The sequence below is a fragment of the Pseudomonas sp. 5Ae-yellow genome, assembly GCF_014077575.1.
Lineage (GTDB): Bacteria > Pseudomonadota > Gammaproteobacteria > Pseudomonadales > Pseudomonadaceae > Halopseudomonas > Halopseudomonas neustonica.
On record NZ_JACGWE010000006.1, the window covers coordinates 83,716 to 102,165 of the forward strand.

Genomic DNA, 18,450 nt, shown 5'->3' on the forward strand with positions numbered 1-18,450 from the left:
GGCCTGCACTTTCCCTGGTTTGTACGGAGGTCGACTTGGACAAGAATATGAAAATTCTCATCGTTGATGATTTTTCAACGATGAGGCGCATTATCAAGAACCTGTTGCGCGACCTGGGTTTTACCAACACGGCAGAAGCCGATGATGGCAACACCGCTTTGCCTATGTTGCAAAGCGGCAATTTCGATTTTCTGGTGACTGACTGGAATATGCCCGGCATGAGTGGCATCGATCTGTTGCGTGCGGTGCGCGCTGATGATCGGCTTAAACATTTGCCGGTGCTAATGGTGACGGCTGAGGCCAAACGTGACCAGATCATCGAAGCTGCTCAGGCTGGCGTTAATGGTTATGTAGTCAAGCCCTTCACCGCTCAAGCCTTGAAAGAAAAAATCGAAAAGATTTTTGAGCGCGTACAGGCAAAATAATAATCAACCGGGGTACAGGTTATGTCGTTAAGTAAGGATCCCGGCCAGGCGACTGCTCAGGAATTTGAACATTCCCTGAAGGATAACGCGCGCCAACTGGTCGATCATTTAGAGCAAGGCGACTTTGCCGAAGCCCTGCTGGTGATCCACGCAATCAATCAGGCGCGTGATCGCGGCCTCTATCATGAGGTCGGGCAGCTGACCCGAGCACTGCACAATTCCATCGTCAACTTCCAGATCGATACCACTCACGCGCTGGATGACGTAAACGACACCTCAAAGATTTCTGACGCCTCTGATCGTTTGGATTACGTCGTAAAGCTGACTGATAAAGCAGCTAACCGTACTATGGATCTGGTCGAAAATATTGCGCCCAAGGTCTCTGGTTTGGGTGCGGAAGCAACGTCACTGCGTGCTGATTGGCAGCGGTTGCAGCGCCGCGAAATGGCCGCTGATGAGTTTCGTGAGCTGTACAAGCGCATGGATGACTTTCTGGACAAGGTCGAGACTACCAGCACCGATGTGTCGGGCGATCTCAACAATATTCTGATCGCACAGGATTACCAGGATTTGACCGGTCAGGTAATCAAGCGGGTTATTACACTGGTGCATGACGTTGAGGAGAGTTTGCTCAACCTGGTGCGTATGGCCGGTCAAGTTGACCGTATTACCGGCGTAAGTCATACCGAAACAGTCAGCGAGACAAAAAAACCTACAACTAAAGGTGAAGGTCCGCAGATTCATGCCGATACAAGAGAAGACGTTGTATCCGGTCAGGATGAAGTTGACGACCTTCTATCCAGCTTGGGATTCTGACTCCTACAGATAAACGCCAGCGCGCAGCGTGCTGGTTGCAGTCAGGCAGAATGTAGAGTGGTTAGGTTTTCTGGTTCCGGATTGACGACTGATAACAACGGACTGCGTGCAAGCAGCACTATTAGCGCCCGACGTATGCCCGTTTACTGTTAACACGCCCGAGGGGAGTGGGTGCATGAGTTTCGATGCGGATGAAGAGATTCTCCAGGACTTTCTGGTCGAGGCAGGTGAAATTCTCGAACTTTTGTCTGAGCAGCTGGTTGAGCTGGAGAACCGTCCCGAAGACAAGGAACTGCTCAATGCCATTTTTCGCGGTTTCCATACCGTCAAAGGTGGTGCTGGGTTCCTGCAGCTCGATGCCCTGGTAGCCTGCTGCCATATCGCGGAAAACGTGTTTGATATTCTGCGCAAGGGCGAGCGTCCTGTTACCTCCGACTTGATGGACGTGGTACTGCAGGCGCTTGACGCAGTCAACGTGATGTTTGATCAAGTACGCAATCAACAAGACCCCACTCCTGCAGAGCCGGCATTGCTTGATGCGCTGGCAGCATTAGCGCAGCCAGCCAGTGCCGATGTTGTTGCTGAGCCATCTCCGGCTCCGGTCGCAGAGCCTGAATCGACGCCGCCAAGCGTTGCAGCAGTTGAGAGCATTGCCAGCGGTGAAGGTGACATAACCGACGACGAGTTTGAGCTTTTACTTGATGCGCTGCATGGGGATACGCCCGCGGCCTCTCCGGCAGTTGCAGCTCCGCCCGCAGCTGTATCCACTGGCAGCGATGAGATCTCCGACGACGAGTTCGATGCCTTGCTGGATGAGCTGCATGGCCAAGGTGGAGCGCCGACAGGCGCTGCTGCCAAGGCTGCAGCTAGCAATGGCGATGATATTTCAGACGATGAGTTTGAAAGCTTGCTGGATGAGCTGCACGGTAAGGGCGCGGCGCCTGGTAAAGAGGAACAGAGCTCGTCAGGCGCAGCAAAAGCGCCAGCAGCGTCCGGGCCTGCCGATCCTGACAAAATAACCGACGACGAATTCGAGTCTTTGCTCGATCAGCTCCACGGCCACGGTGCGGCGCCCGGCAAGCAGGATGCTGCTGAGCAAGCGCCCGTCACGTCCACTCCCAAGGCTGCGGCTACACCGAGCAAACCTGAGCCCAAGCCAGCTGCCAAGGCTGCTACGCCAGCCCCAGCCGCCAGCGCTGCGAAGACAGCACCGGCTGTCGAAGCGCCTGCTTCGACGGCAGAAACTACAGTGCGGGTCGATACCGCCAGACTCGACGAGATCATGAATATGGTTGGCGAGTTGGTGCTGGTTCGTAACCGTCTGGTGCGCCTGGGTTTGAGCAGCGGCGATGAAGAGCTCAACAAGGCTGTGGGTAATTTAGATGTAGTCACAGCTGATTTGCAGATGTCCGTCATGAAGACGCGCATGCAGCCGATCAAAAAAGTATTTGGTCGTTTCCCCAGGGTTGTGCGTGATCTGGCGCGCAGCTTGAAAAAGGAAATAAACCTTGAACTGATTGGCGAAGAGACCGATCTCGATAAAAACCTGGTGGAAGCCTTGGCAGACCCGTTGGTTCACCTTGTGCGCAACTCGGTGGATCATGGTGTTGAGCTGCCCGCCGAGCGCGAGGCTGCTGGCAAGCCGCGCACGGGTAAGGTGGTACTGGCTGCACAGCAAGAGGGCGATCATATACTCTTGACTATTGTCGATGACGGTCGCGGCATGGATCCTGATGTGCTTCGTGCCAAAGCGGTTGAAAAAGGCATGATGGACAAGGATGCAGCCGATCGCCTGACTGAAAGCGAGTGCTTTAACCTGATTTTGGCGCCCGGCTTTTCAACCAAGACCGAGATATCCGATGTCTCCGGTCGTGGTGTTGGCATGGATGTCGTTAAGACCAAGATTTCCCAGCTCAACGGCACTATCAATATCGAGTCTACCAAGGGCCAAGGCTCGCGTATCGCGATTAAGGTGCCGCTGACACTGGCGATCATGCCAACCCTGATGGTAATGCTGGCAGATCAGGCCTTTGCGCTGCCGCTGGTCAGTGTTAATGAAATTTACAGTCTTGATTTGTCACGTACCAATGTCGTTGATGGTCAGGAAGTCATCATCGTTCGTGACAAGGCGCTCTCGCTGTTCTATCTCAAGCGTTGGTTGATGCCTGGTGTTGAAGATACCAGTGATCATTCAGCGGCCAGTGTGGTGATAGTGTCGGTAGGTACTCAGCGAGTCGGTTTTGTGGTCGATCAATTGGTCGGCCAGGAAGAAGTTGTTATCAAGCCGTTGGGTCGTATGCTGCAAGGTACTGCGGGCATGGCGGGTGCGACTATTACGGGTGATGGACGTATCGCGTTGATTCTGGATATTCCCAGCCTGCTTAATCGTTACGCACGGCGCACATAATAGCGCTAGCTTGTTGTTTCAACCGCATCTGCCGCCTACTGTGGCCATGATGAGCTGAAGCAACAAGCAGTTGTTGGTGCTCAGGAAAAAGGCGCACAGTAGTTTCACCGATTGGCGACGCGGGCTCAGGAGAGGGTATGGCGGTCAAGGTTCTGGTAGTGGATGACTCAGGTTTTTTTCGCCGCCGGGTGACGGAAATTCTCGCGGGCGACCCGCAGATCCAGGTTGTGGGCACAGCAACCAATGGCAAGGAGGCTATTGAGCAGACGCTATCGCTGCGGCCAGACGTTATCACCATGGATTATGAGATGCCGGTGATGGACGGTATCACCGCGGTCAAGGAGATCATGCAGCGCTGTCCTACGCCGGTGATCATGTTCTCTTCGCTCACGTATGAAGGTGCTCGTGTCAGTCTTGATGCCCTTGATGCTGGCGCCGCCGATTATCTACCCAAAAATTTCGAAGATATTTCTCGCAACCCGGACAAGGTCCGGCAGTTGTTGTGCGATCGCGTTAACGCACTTGCCCGCACCAATCGTCGATCGCTGGGTCTCAGTTCTACTCCGGTAGCGAGCCCTGCTCCCAGCCATACCAGTAGTAGTGTTGCTCGGCCCGTGACGGGGTCAACGACTGCTGCGAAACCGGCTGTCGCCGCACCGCGCAGTAGCCCGGCGCCGCGCAAGCGCAGCTACAAGCTGGTCGCTATAGGTACCTCTACCGGTGGCCCCGTTGCCTTGCAGAAGGTGCTGACCCAGCTGCCAAGTAACTTCCCGGCTCCTTTGTTGCTTATTCAGCATATGCCTGCGGCTTTTACCAAGGCATTTGCGGAGCGTCTTGACAAGCTATGTCGTATTTCCGTGAAGGAAGCCGAGGATGGCGATATTTTGCGTCCTGGCCAGGCACTGTTGGCGCCAGGCGGCAAGCAGATGATGCTTGATGGTCGTGGCGTTGTACGCATTCTCCCTGGTGACGAGCGGCTAAATTACAAGCCTTGCGTCGATGTCACCTTTGGCTCGGCTGCCAAGGCTTTTCAAGACAAGGTGCTGGCAGTGGTACTGACTGGCATGGGCGCTGATGGCCGAGAGGGCGCGCGCATGCTCAAGCAGGCCGGCAGTGCGGTCTGGGCGCAGGATGAGGCCAGTTGCGTTATTTACGGTATGCCTATGGCTATTGCCAAGGCTAATCTTGCCGACGGTGTTTACAGTCTGGATGAGATTGGGCGTTATCTGGCAGAGATTGGCTGATGGATATCCTCAGCATCATCGGCATCATCCTGGCTTTCGTCGCCATTATCGGTGGTAATCATCTCGAAGGCGGTCACGTTTCCGCTTTGCTGAACGCCCCTGCCGCGCTGATTGTCATCGGGGGCACCCTGGGCGCTGCCTTCATTCAGACACCCTTGACGGTTTTCAAGCGTGCGCTGGCTATTCTGCGCTGGATTGTCTTCCCGCCCTCAAGTCGTTTGCGTGAGGGAATTAGTCAGATTATCAACTGGAGCACGATAGCGCGTAAGGAAGGCCTGCTCGGGCTGGAGGCACTGGCTGATGTCGAGTCGGATCCTTATGCCCGTAAAGGGTTACAGTTGTTGGTTGATGGCAGTGAGCCTGAGGCGCTGCGCAGTATTCTCGAGGTCGAGCTGATGACTCGCGAAAACCACGATCTCATGGCGGCCAAAGTCTATGAAAGTATGGGTGGGTACTCGCCAACCATTGGTATTATTGGCGCCGTAATGGGGCTGATTCATGTAATGGGTAATCTGGCTGATCCGTCAATGCTGGGCTCTGGCATTGCCGTTGCTTTTGTCGCAACTATCTATGGTGTTGCTCTGGCGAATCTTTTTCTGATTCCGGTAGCTCACAAGTTGAAGGCGGTAGCGATGCAGCAGTCTCGGTACCGTGAAATGCTACTCGAAGGCCTTATGTCGATTGCTGAAGGGGAGAACCCGCGCTCCATCGAAATGAAGCTCGAGGGCTTCCTGGACTAGCTGGAGAGAGTAATGCGGCGACGTCGTCAGGAAGAACATGAGAATCACGAGCGCTGGCTGGTTTCCTACGCTGACTTTATCACGCTGTTGTTCGCTTTTTTTGTCGTTATGTATTCCATTTCCTCGGTTAATGAAGGCAAGTACAAAGTGCTGTCTGACACCCTGGAGGGCGCGTTCAACCAACCTCCGCGGGCAATAGACCCCATCCAGGTTGGACAAGAGAAGCCGCGCGGGGTTGGCACCCAGGACAACAGCGGAACCCAGGCGGGACAGCAGGCTGATGGACGTGACGCGCTGCAGGATATTACGCAGGCAATGCAGCAGGCCTTTGGTGAGCTGATTCAATCCGGTGAGCTAGAGGTTCGTGGTAACGAGCTCTGGGTTGAAATCGAGCTGAGTTCGGGTTTGTTGTTCCCTAGTGGGGATGCTTTACCACTGGATGCTGCATTTGGTCTGGTGGACCGGATCGCCGACATACTGGCGCCCTACGAAAATCCGGTGCATGTTGAAGGCTTTACCGATAATGTCCCCATGCGTTCTGGCAACTACCCGACTAACTGGGAGCTTTCTGCAGCGCGGGCCGCGAGTGTGGTGCGCATGCTGAGCAATGGCGGTGTCAATCCTGACCGTTTGGCTGCGATAGGCTATGGTGAATTTAGGCCAGTTGCCGATAACACGACTGCAGCAGGCCGAAAAGCGAATCGTAGGGTCGTGTTGCTGGTCTCTCGTTTTCTCGATAAACGGCATGAGCCTTACGGCGGGGAGCCGGGCTCCGTCAATGCAATGCGTGAGGCCCGTAGTGACGTTGCGGCACCTGTGAACACGGTTAATTCATCTGGCACGGGTTCTGCATCGAACTCTACTCCTTAGCTGTAATAGATCTGGATAGTCAAAATGTTGTCGTTTATCACGTGTCATCGGGTCTATCCGAACAGGAATGCCCCCGGAGGTGAGCTATGAGAGTCTGGGCAGTAGCCAACCAGAAGGGTGGGGTGGGCAAGACTACCTCTGCTGTAGCGTTGGCCGGGCTTTTGGCGGACCAGGGGCAGCGTGTGCTGGTGGTGGATCTTGATCCCCACGGCTCTATGACCAGTTATTTCGGGCATGACCCTGACCAGCTCACCAGTAGCGTATTTAATTTATTTCAGCACAATGGGCAGGTGCCTGAAGGCTTGGCATCGGCGTTGTTGCTTGATACCTCGCATCCCAATATTCAGCTGCTCCCCTCCAGTACTTCGCTGGCGACGTTAGAGCGGCAGTCTGCGGCACAGGGCGGTTACGGGCTGGTTATTTCTCGCGCGCTGGCTCAGCTGTGGAACGATTTCCAGTTTGTAATTATTGATAGTCCACCGTTGTTGGGTGTGTCCATGATCAATGCTTTGGCGGCCAGTGAGCAGCTGATTATTCCGGTGCAAACCGAGTTTCTGGCTCTTAAGGGCCTGGAGCGTATGGTGCACACATTGAACATGGTCAATCGGTCACGAAAACAGGCGCTGCCTTATACCATCGTTCCTACCTTGTTTGATCGTCGTACTCAGGCCTCGCTCAGCACGTTGCGCATGTTGCGGCGCGATTATGCTGACCAGCTTTGGCAGGCTTATATCCCGATTGATACCAAATTGCGCGACGCCAGTCTGGCTGGTCTGGTGCCTTCGCAGCTAGATAGCAGCGCGCGCGGTGTTTTGGCTTATCGCGCGCTCCTGCGTTATTTACTGGCGCAGAGCCTGTCGCGAAGCGAGCAGGTAGCCTGAACACGGTCAGGTTGGCTAATGCTTTAATCTTCGCCGCCGATATACTGTTAAGGTCAGCAATTGCTGAGGCTTCAGACAAACTAATGACGACGCAGGTGTTATGAGTAAATCCAGATTGCCGGTGCAGGAGTTCGTGCCGGAACAAACCATTCAGCATTATCTGGATGCGCTGCTGCAGGATGCGGCAGAGGAACTCGCGCGAGTTGAAGTTGATCCTAGCGTTCAGCCTGTTCAGGCCGCGCCTGTGCCCGTGGTAGAGGCCCTCAAAACAGAGGCTCCCCAGCGCCTGCGAGACAATACGCCGTCAGTTGTCGAATCTGTGCCAGCGGTGTCTCAGCCAGAACCAGAGACTTCTATACCTGTGCCGGCAGCCAGCGCGGCCTGGCGCGAGCAGTCTTTTGAAGCCTTACTCTTTGATGTGGGTGGCTTAAAGCTCGCAGTGCCGCTGGTATCATTGGGCACCATCTACCCGCTGGATACCGAAATCACGCCGTTGTTTGGCCAGCCCGATTGGTTCCTGGGCATAATGGCGACCCAGGCGGGCAATCTTAAGGTGCTGGATACCGCACGTTGGGTCATGCCGGAGCGTTACAGTGAGGAATTGAAGGACAGGCTGGCTTTTGTCATCTCAGTAGAGGGTTATGACTGGGGGATGGCCGTGCACGGTGTGCATCAATCCATTCGGTTGCAACCGGAGCAGATTAAATGGCGTTCGCAAGAAAGCAAACGTCCTTGGTTGGCCGGTACCGTGATTGATCATATGTGTGCCTTGCTGGATGTGTCTGCGCTGGCTAGCCTGATAGTAAAGGGTGTTGCCGCGCAGAAATCTGGTAATGCCGCATCGCCAGCATTAGGATAACTACACTGGCTTCTGGCTACTGAGTCAGAACCAACATCCGGCGTCCCAGGCTGCTGGATCGCTATCAACGATGATCGGGAAGCAAGATAATGAAAAATAATTCGGGACAAAGTAGTGAAGATCCGATCCTGCAATGGGTTACCTTCCGCCTGGATAACGAGAGTTATGGCATCAATGTTATGCAGGTGCAGGAAGTGCTGCGCCACACCGAGATTGCCCCCGTTCCGGGTGCGCCATCCTATGTGTTGGGTATCATCAATCTGCGTGGCAACGTTGTTACCGTTATTGATACCCGCCAACGTTTTGGACTGACGCCTGCACCTATTACTGACAGCACGCGTGTGGTGATCATCGAGGCTGACAAGCAGGTGGTGGGTATTCTGGTTGATAGCGTGGCCGAGGTGGTTTATCTGCGTCAATCCGAGATCGAGACCGCGCCTAATGTGGGTACCGATGAGTCTGCCAAGTTCATTCAGGGTGTATGCAACAAGAACAATGAACTGCTGATTCTGGTCGATCTCGAAAAGATGATGACTGAGGATGAGTGGGCTGAACTGTCCGGATTTTGATGGCGATGAATGAACCTTGGCTAGTGCTGTTGCTCGGCAGTGTCCTGGGCCTGGTTGTAGCTGCACTGATTGTGCTGTTCGCCAAGGTTCGTGCTCTGCCGATGGAAGTTCGGCTCCAGTCAGAGCAGCTCCGTCTGCGCCAGGAGCAGCTGTCGCGTGATGTTGCGACTTTTCAACAGGGCAGTATTCGTATGGGTGAGGAGCTGACGGCACTGCGGCTGCAGCTCAAGCGGCTGGAAGACAAGCAGCTCAAGTTGGAAACCCATGACCCGCAGTCGTTGCCCTATAGCCAGGCCGCTCGCCTGGTTGGTATGGGCGCTAGCATAGAAGACCTTACTCAATCGTGCGGGCTTTCCAAGTCGGAAGCAGAGCTTTTCGTAAAGCTGCACGGCGTCGGACGTAATTGAGGGCAGGCTTTCACCATCCCGTTGGTAGCTTGTTACAGCATTCTTATTTTGAGCCCTGATTCGGCTGATCATGTTTTAGCTGCTTGGGCTTCGGCTGGCCGCCATCGGGGTCGAATCCCGCTGGGCGTTTTCCCTTCAGGTACCAGGCAAAAGCAATGATTTCCGCAATGGTGCGATAGAGTGCCTCAGGTATCTGGTCGCCCAACTCCAGTTGCGTGAGCATCCGAGCCAGGTCCGCATTCTCGTAGATGGGAACTTCGTAGTCTAAAGCGAGCTGAATAATCTGTTCGGCGAGTTCGCCTTCGCCTTTGGCGGTGAGTACCGGCGCTTTCTCCCCGTCGTAAACCAGGGCGATGGCTTCACGTGAATTGCTCATCAGGTTACCTCGTCAATCCAGGTTTGCTGCAATGCTTGGCGAGGTGGTGGCGGGGAACCGCGATGGCAGCTCAGTTCACCTACGTCCAATCCTTTTGCCAGCAGCCGGTCGCGCAGCTCGGACATTTGTGTATCCAGCAGGCTTAGGGTCTCCGCCCGCTCGGCCCAAAACTCGGTGCTAACTTTGTCTTTTCGCAGCCTGGCAATAGCTTGCATGCTGCCGAGCTCATCCAGGTTAAATGAAAGCCTGACTTCCCATTGGGCTACTGGTTCGGCCTGTTGCTTGGCATCGGGCGGCGGGTTGTCGCGCTGTATACGCATTTGTACGTGGCTGAACTGATGGCCGTCGCGCAGCGGAATTTCCAGCTGCCAGGTCGTCTGTGTGCTGCCATCGGAAAAGCTCTGGGTTTGCCCCAGACTCTGAAGCTGATGATGCTGTATTCGTGACAGCAGGGCCGCCGTCAGGCGCAACAGGCTGCCAAGATCATTGGCCTCTCCCAGTGCTTGCAAGGCGCGGGTTGGCAGGGGAAACAAGCCAGCCTTGAGCTGCTGTTGCGTGGCCGCCTGGCTGGCTTGCTGCCATGGCCCTTGAGGGGGATTTAGCGCGTTCAGGCTGCTGGGCGGCAACTGTTGCTGCAGGTTGATCAACAGACTGACCAGGGTACCCTTGAGGTCGACTCCGGCCAGGGGCTCGTGTGTTCCGGGCGGCGTTGAAAGACCTGACAGTAGAGGAAGCAGTTTATCCAGTGCGGGCATGATTCGCTGCGCTGCGGTATTTAGTTGGCTGCCAGCGTCTGTGGTCCCGGAGCCAGCGGGCCCGATATTTTGTTTGGCGGTGGCTTGAGCGATCAGAGAGTCAGCCAGCTTGGCGAGATTGGGTTCGAGAAACAGGCCGCTCTGCTTTATTGCATTGGCGACGCCGTTAGCGGTGGTTAGTTGTTGCGGTGTGGTGATCTGCTGCAGCACATTGCTTATTGCCTGATGCAAGGCTGGCACCGCGGGCAGCCCGCGTGGTGACGCTTGCAGCTGATCCAGGCGTTTCAGCAGTGGCTCGCTGGACGCTTGATTCTGCAAGGTGTCACGTAATCCTTGCAGCAAATCCAGTTGGCGCTGTTGAGCGCCGCTGGCTAGTACGCGTAACTCACCTTGTGCTCCTACGCTGGCATTGAGCTGAGTGCCGGGCTCTACCGGTTGATTGCTGGTCAGCTTCAACAGGTTACCCATACCGGCGCCTTGAATGATTTTGGCCAGCAGGGCAAAGGCAACCTGTTTGCCCGCAGCGTCGTTAACGGGTTGCTGGCTCAGTACCTTGGCTTGTACTGCGCTGCCTGGCGGAAATTGAGTAGGGTCCAGGCGAGTGAGTGGCTCCGTGGTGGCTGCGGTGCCGCTCGGTTGCAGTACTGCCAGAAGCTGCGTTTGGCTCACCGCTTGAATCAGCACCTGGGTGCCGGTAGTGAACGGCTGCGGGCTGCTCGTCTGCAGCGTGGCCGGGACTCCGGTGTCAGCGCGTGCGATGCGCAGCATCACATCAAACTGTCCGCCAGTGCTGGTGCTCGGGTTACTTTGCACCACTTCGGCAGGTACCTTGGCGCCAGCGCCAAGTTGCAGTGCGTCAATTGGCCGCAACAGCTGTAAGGCCACACTGATTGCCTCTGCGCTACGCGCGCTCGGCGCCGCAACAGGCGTGGTTGGCGCGCTGGGCGTTATAGTGCTGGTTGGCGGTAGGCGAAAATCCGGGCTCATGTTGTCACATGTTGATGTAAATCGAGGTCCCCCGGGCAAGGGGGGCATGTATAATGGCGCCCCTGAGAACGGGCTCTTAAGCCCGCTTCTGGCGGCTATTGCATTGAGTATAGCGGCCAGCATGCCGTAATCATGAACGCAATGGTATCGGTGCGATATAGCCTGTGTCTGGAGTAGCGGTGAGCAAGCAGCAGATCGACGTCATCGAGCTGGCCTGTGAGCGGGATGAGCGTGAGCTTTTCTCCGCGGTCTCCTTCTGTCTGCAGCCAGGAGACGTCCTGCAGGTTGCGGGCCCGAATGGCGCGGGTAAAACCAGCCTGCTGCGCATTATGGCGGGTTTGATGCCCGCTACCGCCGGCGATATCAGCTTTGCCGAAAAGAGTATCCTGTCCGGTAGCGGTCGAGAGTATTGGCGCCGCAATCTCCTCTATATTGGTCATGCTCCCGCCGTGAAGTCTGCGCTGACAGCGGAAGAAAACCTTAGCTGGCTCTGCGCATTGACCCGGCCGGTCAGTAGCGAGGCTATCTGGCAGGCGCTCGATCAGGTGGGGCTGCGCGGTTTTGAGGATGTGCCCTGTCGCCAGCTTTCTGCCGGCCAGCAGCGCCGCGTTGCATTGGCACGTTTGTATTTGCCGGGCGCACCGATATGGATTCTCGATGAACCTTTTACCGCGCTGGATCAGGCTGGCGTGCTCACGCTGGAGCAGCACATTATGAGCTTTGCCGCGTCCGGCGGCACTGTGGTGCTAACGACCCACCATAGTCTGGCGCATGTTGCCGGCGTGCGGCGGCTGGAACTGGGGCGGGTCAACTGATGCGACAGATGATCTGGCTGTTACTCAAACGCGAATGGCAATTGACCTGGCGCCGCCCCGGCGATTTGCTCAACCCGCTCATTTTCTTTGCCATGGTCATTACCCTTTTCCCATTGGCGGTCGGGCCGGAGCCACAATTATTGCAGCGCATGGCGTCGGGCATTATCTGGGTAGCGGCGTTGCTGGCGACCTTATTGTCTCTGGATGGCCTGTTTCGCAGTGATTTTGAAGATGGCTCGTTGGAGCAGTGGGTGCTGTCACCACACCCACTGACGCTGCTGGTGTTGGTCAAAGTACTGCATCATTGGTTGATGTGTGGCCTGTTACTGGTACTGTTGGCGCCGGTGCTGGGTTTGATGCTCGCGCTGCCCTGGTCGGTTATGCCAACACTCTGCCTCACGCTCTTGTTAGGCACCGCCGTTTTAAGTTTATTGGGCGCAATTGGCGCAGCACTGACCGTCGGTTTGAAAGGCAGTGGCAGCATGCTGCTGGCACTGTTGATACTACCGCTTTATATCCCCGTGCTGATTCTTGGTACGGGTGCGATGGACGCTGCTTTGCAGGGGTTACCGGTATTGGGTTATCTGCTCTGGCTTGGCTGTCTGGCGTTATTGGCTTTGAGCCTGGCGCCACTGGCAATAGCAGCAGGTTTGCGAATTGGCGTGAGTGAATAGGCGCGGAGACTGACAGCGAATGAGCTGGACATTTTTTCACAAACTGGGCTCGCCCAAATGGTTCTACGAGATCAGCGGAAAACTGCTGCCGTGGCTTGCGCTGGCTAGTGTGTTGCTGTTGGCTATTGGCGTTGTCTGGGGCTTGTTTTATGCGCCCGAGGATTACCAGCAGGGCAATAGCTTTCGCATCATTTACATCCATGTGCCTGCCGCTATTCTGGCGCAATCATGCTACATGATGCTGGCTGTGGCCGGCATAGTCGGCTTGGTCTGGCGCATGAAGCTGGCTGATGTGGCGCTGCAGTGCGCGGCGCCCATTGGTGCCTGGATGACCTTCGTGGCGCTAATCACCGGCTCAATCTGGGGTAAGCCGACCTGGGGTACTTATTGGGAATGGGATGCGCGCCTGACGTCCATGCTTATTCTGCTATTTCTGTACTTCGGGATTATTGCGCTGCGCATGGCGATCAGTAATCGGGATACCGCCGCCAAGGCTACTGCGGTGATGGCGATTGTTGGTGTAGTGAATATCCCGATCATCAAATACTCGGTTGATTGGTGGAATACGCTGCATCAGCCGGCCACGTTTACCATGACTGAAAAGCCCGCGATGCCACCGGAAATGTGGTTGCCGCTGCTGGTGATGGTGATCGCTTTTTACGGCCTGTTTGCGCTCAACCTGTTGCTGCGCATGCGTCTTGAAGTGCTCCGCCGTGAGTACAAGGCGCGTTGGGTCCGCGAGATTCTGGAGAAAAGCTCATGAGCAATCTGCCCGATGTTCTGGCGATGGGTGGTCATGGTGTGTATGTCTGGTCTGCCTACGGGATTACGGCGACGGTTCTGATTCTGTTGTTCCTGCCACCGATACTGGGAAAGCGTCGGTTGGTTCAGGCTGAAGCACGCCGACGTCGGCGGGAGGGTATGTAATGCATCCGTTGCGAAGAAAACGCCTGATTTTGATTTTGCTGGTGATCATTGGTGTGGGAGCGGCTGTCGCGTTGGCGCTGTCGGCCCTGCAGCAGAACATCAATCTGTTTTATACGCCTAGTCAGATTGTGGCTGGCGAGGTGCCCGGTGACGCCCGTATTCGCGCCGGCGGTATGGTTGTCGAGGGGAGTTTGACACGCGCCAAAGATAGTCTGGATGTGCACTTTGATGTTACCGATGGCACGCACGTCGTAACTATCGCTTACAGCGGTATTCTGCCTGACCTGTTCCGTGAGGGGCAGGGGATAGTGGCGCTGGGTCGGCTGGATGCCGAGGGCGTATTGCAGGCTGACGAGGTGTTGGCCAAGCACGATGAAGAGTATATGCCGCCTGAAGTGGCCAAAGCCATGAATGACGCCAAGGCCAAGAAGGCTGCCGATGGCGCCCCGGCCAGCAATTACTGAGGTGGAGATCGTATGATTCCCGAGCTTGGGCAAGTTGCCCTGATTATTGCCCTATGTCTGGCGCTGCTGCAGGCAACGGTCCCGCTGTATGGCGCCTGGCGGGGTGACTCGCTGGCGATGAGCTTTGCGCAGCCAGCGGCCATGGCCCAGTGCCTGTTTGTATTCTTCGCCTTTCTGTGTCTGGTGCAGGCGTTTGTCAGCAACGACTTCAGCGTGACCTATGTAGCACTCAACTCCAACTCTGCACTGCCCTGGTACTACCGGGTTAGCGCGGTATGGGGCGGCCATGAAGGCTCCTTGCTGTTGTGGGCACTGATTCTTTCTGCCTGGACCTTTGCCGTGGCGATCTTCTCGCGCGATTTGCCCGAAGATATGTTGAGCCGCGTGCTGTCTATCATGGGCATGATCAGTGTTGGCTTTTTGCTCTTCATGTTGATGACCTCCAACCCCTTTGATCGTCAGCTGCCGTTTCATCCAGCAGATGGTAATGACCTCAACCCGCTGTTGCAGGATTTTGGACTCATCGTGCACCCGCCGATGCTCTACATGGGGTATGTGGGCTTTTCGGTTGCCTTTGCCTTTGCCATTGCTGCGCTACTCGGCGGTCGTCTGGATGCCGCCTGGGCGCGCTGGTCACGGCCATGGACCATCGTCGCCTGGGCGTTTCTGAGTCTGGGTATCGTGCTCGGCTCCTGGTGGGCTTATTACGAGCTTGGCTGGGGTGGCTGGTGGTTCTGGGACCCGGTAGAAAATGCCTCTTTCATGCCGTGGCTGGTGGGTACTGCACTGATCCATTCGCTGGCAGTGACCGAGAAGCGTGGTGTGTTCAAGAGCTGGACGGTGCTGCTGGCCATTGCCGCTTTCTCGCTGAGTCTGCTGGGTACCTTCCTGGTGCGGTCCGGCGTGCTCACCTCGGTGCATGCGTTTGCGACCGATCCTGAGCGCGGTGTGTTCATTCTTGGCTTCCTGCTGGTTGTGGTGGGCGGTTCACTGTTGCTCTACGCCCTGCGTGCTCCGGTGGTTAAAAGTCAGATTGGCTTCGCCTGGAACTCGCGTGAGGCACTCTTGCTGGTCAATAACCTGGTCCTGGTGGTTGCGGCGCTGATGGTGCTGCTGGGTACGCTTTATCCGCTGATCATGTCGGCCTTTGGCAGTCTGGTATCGGTGGGTCCGCCTTACTTCAATGGCATGTTCCTGCCGCTAATGGCGATTCTGATGTTAGCCATGGGCGCGGGTATTCTCAGCCGCTGGAAAGAAACGCCGTTGAGTTGGCTAACCGGGCAGTTGAAGTGGGTGCTGTTACTGGCGGCAGTCGGCGCCATCGGCATCGCGCTATGGATTGGTGATCATCTGTTCGCCGTTGGCAGCATGCTGCTGCTGGTGTTCTGGGTAACTGGCGCGAGTGTGCGCGACATCCTGCACAAGACGCGCAACAAGGGTTTGCGCAAGGGCTTGCGTGCGCTACCGCGCAGTTACTGGGGCATGACGCTGGCGCACCTGGGTATCGCTGTGTGTGCGGTCGGGGTGATCGGCGCCAGCCTGTTCGATAATCAGCGTGACCTGCGTATGGCGCCGGGCGACAGCCTTGAGCTGGGCGGTTATGAGTTTGTCTTTGAGGGTGTGCAGCACCGTGAGGGCTCCAACTGGGTGTCTGATCAGGGGCGGGTGCGGGTGATGCAAGGCGACAGTCAGGTCACCATGCTGTATCCGGAGAAGCGCTTGTACAAAGTAAAAAATCAGGTGATGACCGAAGCGGGTATCGACGCCGGTTTCACCCGTGATCTGTTTGTTGCCATGGGCGAGCCGCTGGAAGGCGATGCCTGGGCCATCCGCGTGCACATCAAGCCGTTTGTGCGCTGGGTGTGGCTGGGCGGCTTGCTGATGATGGCGGGCGGCTTGCTGTCGGCCAGCGACAAGCGCTACCGCCTGAAAGTGCGGCAGCGCAAGTCAGCGCCGCTCAATGCCGAGGAGGCTGTCTGATGCGCCGGCTATTACTGATTGTTCCCTTTCTGCTGTTTCTGGTGCTGGCTGGGTTCTTTTTGCGCGACCTGCTGAGTAAGGAGGAGGGCAAGAACGAATTGACGCTACCTTCTCCGCTCATCAATCAGCCGTTTCCCGCATTTAATCTGCCATCGGTACCGGATGCGCAGCAACACGTGTCACGCGATGATTTGCTCGGCAAGCCTGCGCTGGTCAACATCTGGGCTACCTGGTGCGTCGCTTGCCGAGTTGAGCATCCGGTGTTGAACAAGCTGTCTGCGCAAGGCGTGGTTATTCATGGCGTCAACTACAAGGATGACAACGCCGCTGCGCAGAAGTGGCTGCGTGATTTTCACAACCCCTACCAGTTGAATATCAGTGATACCGATGGCCGTTTAGGTCTTGATCTGGGCGTATACGGTGCCCCCGAGACCTTTCTCATCGATGCCCAAGGGATTGTTCGCTACAAGTTCATTGGGGTGATCGACGAGAAGGTCTGGGAGCGCGAACTTGCTGCTCGTTATCAGGCACTGGTTGATGAGGTGAAACCATGAAGCGCTGGCTGGCAGGTCTGACCCTGGGTGCTGTGCTACTCAGTGCGCAGGCAGCAGTCGACACCTTTGAATTTTCCTCGGAGCTGGAACGCGAGCGCTTTTACGCGATCAGTACCGAGCTGCGCTGCCCCAAGTGCCAGAACCAGAATATAGCGGACTCGGATGCGCCTATCGCTCATGACTTGCGTAACGAGGTTTATCGGTTACTGGAAGACGGCCGCAGTGATGAGGAAGTGGTTGATTACATGGTCGCGCGCTATGGCGATTTTGTGCGTTATCGACCGGCGTTGAACGCCGAAACCCTGGTGCTTTGGTTTGGCCCGGTGTTTTTCCTGCTCGCGGGTTTTCTGGCGGTGTTCATGCTGGTTCGCCGCCGTCAGCGTGCTGCTAAAGACCCGCTGGACACTATCTTGACCAGTGAAGAGCAACAACGGCTGGATCAACTGCTGGAAGAAAAGAAGAGTCAAAATGATTGATTTCTGGTTAATAGCCGCCGCCATGGTTTTACTGGCGGTGGTAGTCGTCGTCTGGCCGTTGTGGCGCAGACGTAGCAATGAGCGGGTTGATCGTACTGCGCTGAATGTCGCGCTGTACGAAGAGCGAGTGGCTGAACTGCAGGCACAACAGCGCGCTGGTGAATTAACCGAGGCGCAGGTACAGAGTGCCCAGCAGGAGGCCAGTCGCTTGCTGCTGGAAGATACTGCTGCAGCCGATGCCAAGCGCGCCCCGTTAACTCGGGGGATCAAAGGTGTATTGCTGCTGGCGGCGGTGGTAATGCCGCTGGCGGTTGTCGGCCTGTATCAGGCATGGGGTAATCCGGACGGTCTGGCGCTGTACCGCGAAATGCAGGACACCCCACAAGTGAGCAGCGTTGAAGCCTTGATCGATCGTACCGAGCGGGTGGTGGAAGTACAGCCAACCAACGGCGAAGCCTGGTATATGCTCGGTCGTGCCTATATGAGCGCGCAGCGTCCAGCCGACGCTGTTCAAGCTTTTGGTAATAGCTTGAACCAGTTGGGCGAAGCGCCGGATGTATTGGCGCAATTGGCCCAGGCGCGTTACTTCGCCAATGGCAATCAGCTTGATCCAGAGGCGGTGGCTGCGCTGGACAAGACCCTGGAGCTGCAACCCAATAACCCCACTGCCTTGGGCTTGCTGGGCATCGCTGCATTTGAGGGCGGCGACTATTCAGGCGCGATTGGCTACTGGCAGCGTTTGCTGCAGGCAACTGAGCCGGGCAGTCAAGGAGTCGAGGCTATTCAGGGCGGTATCGATCGTGCTCGCGAGCGTCTCGCAGCCGCGGGTGGCACGCCGCCGGCAGCAGTGGATGAAGGGCCGTCAATCAGCCTCAGGGTCAGTGTGGCGCCAGAGCTGATGGCACAGCTGGATCCCAACGCCAGTGTGTTCGTCTTCGCTCGTGAGCCCAATGGCCCACCCATGCCGCTTATCGCCAAGCGGCTGACGCTATCCCAGTTGCCACTGGATATTATCCTGACCCAGGCTGATGCCATGTTGCCCGGCGTCACGCTCAGCGCTGAACAGACGCTGGAAGTAGTGGCGCGTGTTTCGCCCACAGGTGATGCTCGCCAAGGCACTCATCTGGGACGGCTGGATGATGTGCATGCTGGCAGTGGTGAGCAGTTGGAGTTGGTTATCAACCAGGCCGCTGACTAACCCGGGCTAACTGCGCGGCGCCCATG

Annotated in this window: 21 protein-coding genes; 19 read left to right on the top strand and 2 right to left on the bottom strand. The window is 56.4% G+C overall.

Annotated elements, in window-relative coordinates; all coding sequences use genetic code 11:
- The first annotated feature begins 47 nt into the window (after positions 1–47).
- The 10 genes from H4J77_RS05980 to H4J77_RS06025 all read left to right on the top strand — a co-directional run bounded on the left by H4J77_RS05980 (position 48) and on the right by H4J77_RS06025 (position 9,218).
- On the top strand, positions 48–425 hold the full coding sequence (locus tag H4J77_RS05980) for a chemotaxis response regulator CheY (RefSeq protein WP_172830643.1): 378 nt from the start codon (positions 48–50) through the stop codon (positions 423–425).
- A gap of 21 nt (positions 426–446) precedes the next feature.
- Positions 447–1,241: a protein phosphatase CheZ gene (locus tag H4J77_RS05985; RefSeq protein ID WP_182247475.1), complete on the top strand. Its 795-nt coding sequence runs from the start codon at positions 447–449 to the stop codon at positions 1,239–1,241.
- A 175-nt stretch (positions 1,242–1,416) separates the two neighbouring features.
- Complete coding sequence (locus H4J77_RS05990; protein ID WP_123887934.1) at positions 1,417–3,648, top strand: chemotaxis protein CheA; 2,232 nt, start codon at positions 1,417–1,419, stop codon at positions 3,646–3,648.
- 137 nt (positions 3,649–3,785) lie between these two features.
- Positions 3,786–4,892, top strand: a complete 1,107-nt coding sequence (locus tag H4J77_RS05995) for a chemotaxis response regulator protein-glutamate methylesterase (RefSeq protein ID WP_123887935.1) — start codon at positions 3,786–3,788, stop codon at positions 4,890–4,892.
- On the top strand, positions 4,892–5,632 hold the full coding sequence (locus H4J77_RS06000; protein WP_123887936.1) for a flagellar motor protein: 741 nt from the start codon (positions 4,892–4,894) through the stop codon (positions 5,630–5,632). The genes H4J77_RS05995 and H4J77_RS06000 overlap by 1 nt, the downstream gene beginning before the upstream one ends.
- Positions 5,633–5,644: 12 nt before the next feature.
- Positions 5,645–6,502: a flagellar motor protein MotD gene (gene motD, locus H4J77_RS06005; protein WP_182247478.1), complete on the top strand. Its 858-nt coding sequence runs from the start codon at positions 5,645–5,647 to the stop codon at positions 6,500–6,502.
- An 86-nt stretch (positions 6,503–6,588) separates the two neighbouring features.
- Positions 6,589–7,383, top strand: coding sequence for a ParA family protein (locus H4J77_RS06010; RefSeq protein ID WP_123887938.1), 795 nt, complete (start codon positions 6,589–6,591; stop codon positions 7,381–7,383).
- 100 nt (positions 7,384–7,483) lie between these two features.
- Positions 7,484–8,242 (top strand): CheW domain-containing protein, encoded by a 759-nt coding sequence (locus H4J77_RS06015; protein ID WP_182247480.1) that lies wholly within the window; start codon positions 7,484–7,486, stop codon positions 8,240–8,242.
- 89 nt (positions 8,243–8,331) lie between these two features.
- The gene (locus H4J77_RS06020; RefSeq protein ID WP_182247482.1) at positions 8,332–8,811 is read left to right on the top strand and encodes a chemotaxis protein CheW; all 480 of its coding nucleotides are present in this window, start codon (positions 8,332–8,334) and stop codon (positions 8,809–8,811) included.
- Positions 8,811–9,218 carry a DUF2802 domain-containing protein gene (locus H4J77_RS06025; protein WP_235869598.1) on the top strand — a complete coding sequence of 136 codons (408 nt, stop codon included), beginning with the start codon at positions 8,811–8,813 and terminating at the stop codon, positions 9,216–9,218. Before H4J77_RS06020 ends, H4J77_RS06025 begins: the two co-directional genes overlap by 1 nt.
- Positions 9,219–9,261: 43 nt before the next feature.
- Here H4J77_RS06025 and H4J77_RS06030 read toward each other — a convergent pair whose 3' ends face one another.
- Together H4J77_RS06030 and H4J77_RS06035 are read right to left on the bottom strand one after the other, a co-directional pair.
- Complete coding sequence (locus H4J77_RS06030) at positions 9,262–9,594, bottom strand: EscU/YscU/HrcU family type III secretion system export apparatus switch protein (protein ID WP_123887941.1); 333 nt, start codon at positions 9,592–9,594, stop codon at positions 9,262–9,264.
- Entirely contained in the window at positions 9,594–11,336 is a 1,743-nt protein-coding gene (locus H4J77_RS06035) for a flagellar hook-length control protein FliK (protein WP_182247484.1), read from the bottom strand. Before H4J77_RS06035 ends, H4J77_RS06030 begins: the two co-directional genes overlap by 1 nt.
- A 179-nt stretch (positions 11,337–11,515) precedes the next feature.
- Between H4J77_RS06035 and ccmA the strand changes: the two genes are divergently transcribed.
- From ccmA to ccmI, 9 genes are read left to right on the top strand one after another with little or no spacing between them, the layout of a single operon-like run.
- Positions 11,516–12,151, top strand: a complete 636-nt coding sequence (ccmA, locus tag H4J77_RS06040; protein ID WP_123887943.1) for a cytochrome c biogenesis heme-transporting ATPase CcmA — start codon at positions 11,516–11,518, stop codon at positions 12,149–12,151.
- Positions 12,152–12,159: 8 nt separating this feature from the next.
- Positions 12,160–12,825, top strand: coding sequence for a heme exporter protein CcmB (gene ccmB / locus H4J77_RS06045; RefSeq protein ID WP_123887999.1), 666 nt, complete (start codon positions 12,160–12,162; stop codon positions 12,823–12,825).
- Between the two features lie 19 nt (positions 12,826–12,844).
- Positions 12,845–13,588, top strand: a complete 744-nt coding sequence (locus tag H4J77_RS06050; protein ID WP_123887944.1) for a heme ABC transporter permease — start codon at positions 12,845–12,847, stop codon at positions 13,586–13,588.
- Positions 13,585–13,752, top strand: coding sequence for a heme exporter protein CcmD (gene ccmD, locus H4J77_RS06055; protein ID WP_123887945.1), 168 nt, complete (start codon positions 13,585–13,587; stop codon positions 13,750–13,752). Before H4J77_RS06050 ends, ccmD begins: the two co-directional genes overlap by 4 nt.
- Positions 13,752–14,216, top strand: a complete 465-nt coding sequence (ccmE, locus tag H4J77_RS06060; RefSeq protein WP_123887946.1) for a cytochrome c maturation protein CcmE — start codon at positions 13,752–13,754, stop codon at positions 14,214–14,216. The genes ccmD and ccmE overlap by 1 nt, the downstream gene beginning before the upstream one ends.
- A 12-nt stretch (positions 14,217–14,228) precedes the next feature.
- The gene (locus H4J77_RS06065) at positions 14,229–16,196 is read left to right on the top strand and encodes a heme lyase CcmF/NrfE family subunit (protein WP_182247486.1); all 1,968 of its coding nucleotides are present in this window, start codon (positions 14,229–14,231) and stop codon (positions 16,194–16,196) included.
- Complete coding sequence (locus H4J77_RS06070; protein WP_182247488.1) at positions 16,196–16,750, top strand: DsbE family thiol:disulfide interchange protein; 555 nt, start codon at positions 16,196–16,198, stop codon at positions 16,748–16,750. Before H4J77_RS06065 ends, H4J77_RS06070 begins: the two co-directional genes overlap by 1 nt.
- Positions 16,747–17,226: a cytochrome c-type biogenesis protein gene (locus H4J77_RS06075; protein ID WP_182247489.1), complete on the top strand. Its 480-nt coding sequence runs from the start codon at positions 16,747–16,749 to the stop codon at positions 17,224–17,226. The genes H4J77_RS06070 and H4J77_RS06075 overlap by 4 nt, the downstream gene beginning before the upstream one ends.
- The gene (gene ccmI / locus H4J77_RS06080) at positions 17,219–18,424 is read left to right on the top strand and encodes a c-type cytochrome biogenesis protein CcmI (protein ID WP_123887950.1); all 1,206 of its coding nucleotides are present in this window, start codon (positions 17,219–17,221) and stop codon (positions 18,422–18,424) included. The genes H4J77_RS06075 and ccmI overlap by 8 nt, the downstream gene beginning before the upstream one ends.
- The last annotated feature ends 26 nt before the right edge of the window (positions 18,425–18,450 follow it).

What these genes read in the sequence shown, in the direction of transcription:
- H4J77_RS05995 (WP_123887935.1), top strand. Translation starts at nt 3,786, where the DNA reads ATGGCGGTCAAGGTTCTGGTAGTGGATGACTCAGGTTTTTTTCGCCGC.
- H4J77_RS06010 (WP_123887938.1), top strand. Translation starts at nt 6,589, where the DNA reads ATGAGAGTCTGGGCAGTAGCCAACCAGAAGGGTGGGGTGGGCAAGACT.
- H4J77_RS05985 (WP_182247475.1), top strand. Translation starts at nt 447, where the DNA reads ATGTCGTTAAGTAAGGATCCCGGCCAGGCGACTGCTCAGGAATTTGAA.
- H4J77_RS06035 (WP_182247484.1), bottom strand. Translation starts at nt 11,336, where the DNA reads ATGAGCCCGGATTTTCGCCTACCGCCAACCAGCACTATAACGCCCAGC.
- ccmD (WP_123887945.1), top strand. Translation starts at nt 13,585, where the DNA reads ATGAGCAATCTGCCCGATGTTCTGGCGATGGGTGGTCATGGTGTGTAT.
- H4J77_RS06075 (WP_182247489.1), top strand. Translation starts at nt 16,747, where the DNA reads ATGAAGCGCTGGCTGGCAGGTCTGACCCTGGGTGCTGTGCTACTCAGT.
- ccmB (WP_123887999.1), top strand. Translation starts at nt 12,160, where the DNA reads ATGATCTGGCTGTTACTCAAACGCGAATGGCAATTGACCTGGCGCCGC.
- H4J77_RS06050 (WP_123887944.1), top strand. Translation starts at nt 12,845, where the DNA reads ATGAGCTGGACATTTTTTCACAAACTGGGCTCGCCCAAATGGTTCTAC.
- H4J77_RS05990 (WP_123887934.1), top strand. Translation starts at nt 1,417, where the DNA reads ATGAGTTTCGATGCGGATGAAGAGATTCTCCAGGACTTTCTGGTCGAG.
- H4J77_RS06070 (WP_182247488.1), top strand. Translation starts at nt 16,196, where the DNA reads ATGCGCCGGCTATTACTGATTGTTCCCTTTCTGCTGTTTCTGGTGCTG.
- H4J77_RS05980 (WP_172830643.1), top strand. Translation starts at nt 48, where the DNA reads ATGAAAATTCTCATCGTTGATGATTTTTCAACGATGAGGCGCATTATC.
- H4J77_RS06000 (WP_123887936.1), top strand. Translation starts at nt 4,892, where the DNA reads ATGGATATCCTCAGCATCATCGGCATCATCCTGGCTTTCGTCGCCATT.
- H4J77_RS06065 (WP_182247486.1), top strand. Translation starts at nt 14,229, where the DNA reads ATGATTCCCGAGCTTGGGCAAGTTGCCCTGATTATTGCCCTATGTCTG.
- H4J77_RS06020 (WP_182247482.1), top strand. Translation starts at nt 8,332, where the DNA reads ATGAAAAATAATTCGGGACAAAGTAGTGAAGATCCGATCCTGCAATGG.
- motD (WP_182247478.1), top strand. Translation starts at nt 5,645, where the DNA reads ATGCGGCGACGTCGTCAGGAAGAACATGAGAATCACGAGCGCTGGCTG.
- H4J77_RS06030 (WP_123887941.1), bottom strand. Translation starts at nt 9,594, where the DNA reads ATGAGCAATTCACGTGAAGCCATCGCCCTGGTTTACGACGGGGAGAAA.
- ccmI (WP_123887950.1), top strand. Translation starts at nt 17,219, where the DNA reads ATGATTGATTTCTGGTTAATAGCCGCCGCCATGGTTTTACTGGCGGTG.
- H4J77_RS06015 (WP_182247480.1), top strand. Translation starts at nt 7,484, where the DNA reads ATGAGTAAATCCAGATTGCCGGTGCAGGAGTTCGTGCCGGAACAAACC.
- H4J77_RS06025 (WP_235869598.1), top strand. Translation starts at nt 8,811, where the DNA reads ATGGCGATGAATGAACCTTGGCTAGTGCTGTTGCTCGGCAGTGTCCTG.
- ccmE (WP_123887946.1), top strand. Translation starts at nt 13,752, where the DNA reads ATGCATCCGTTGCGAAGAAAACGCCTGATTTTGATTTTGCTGGTGATC.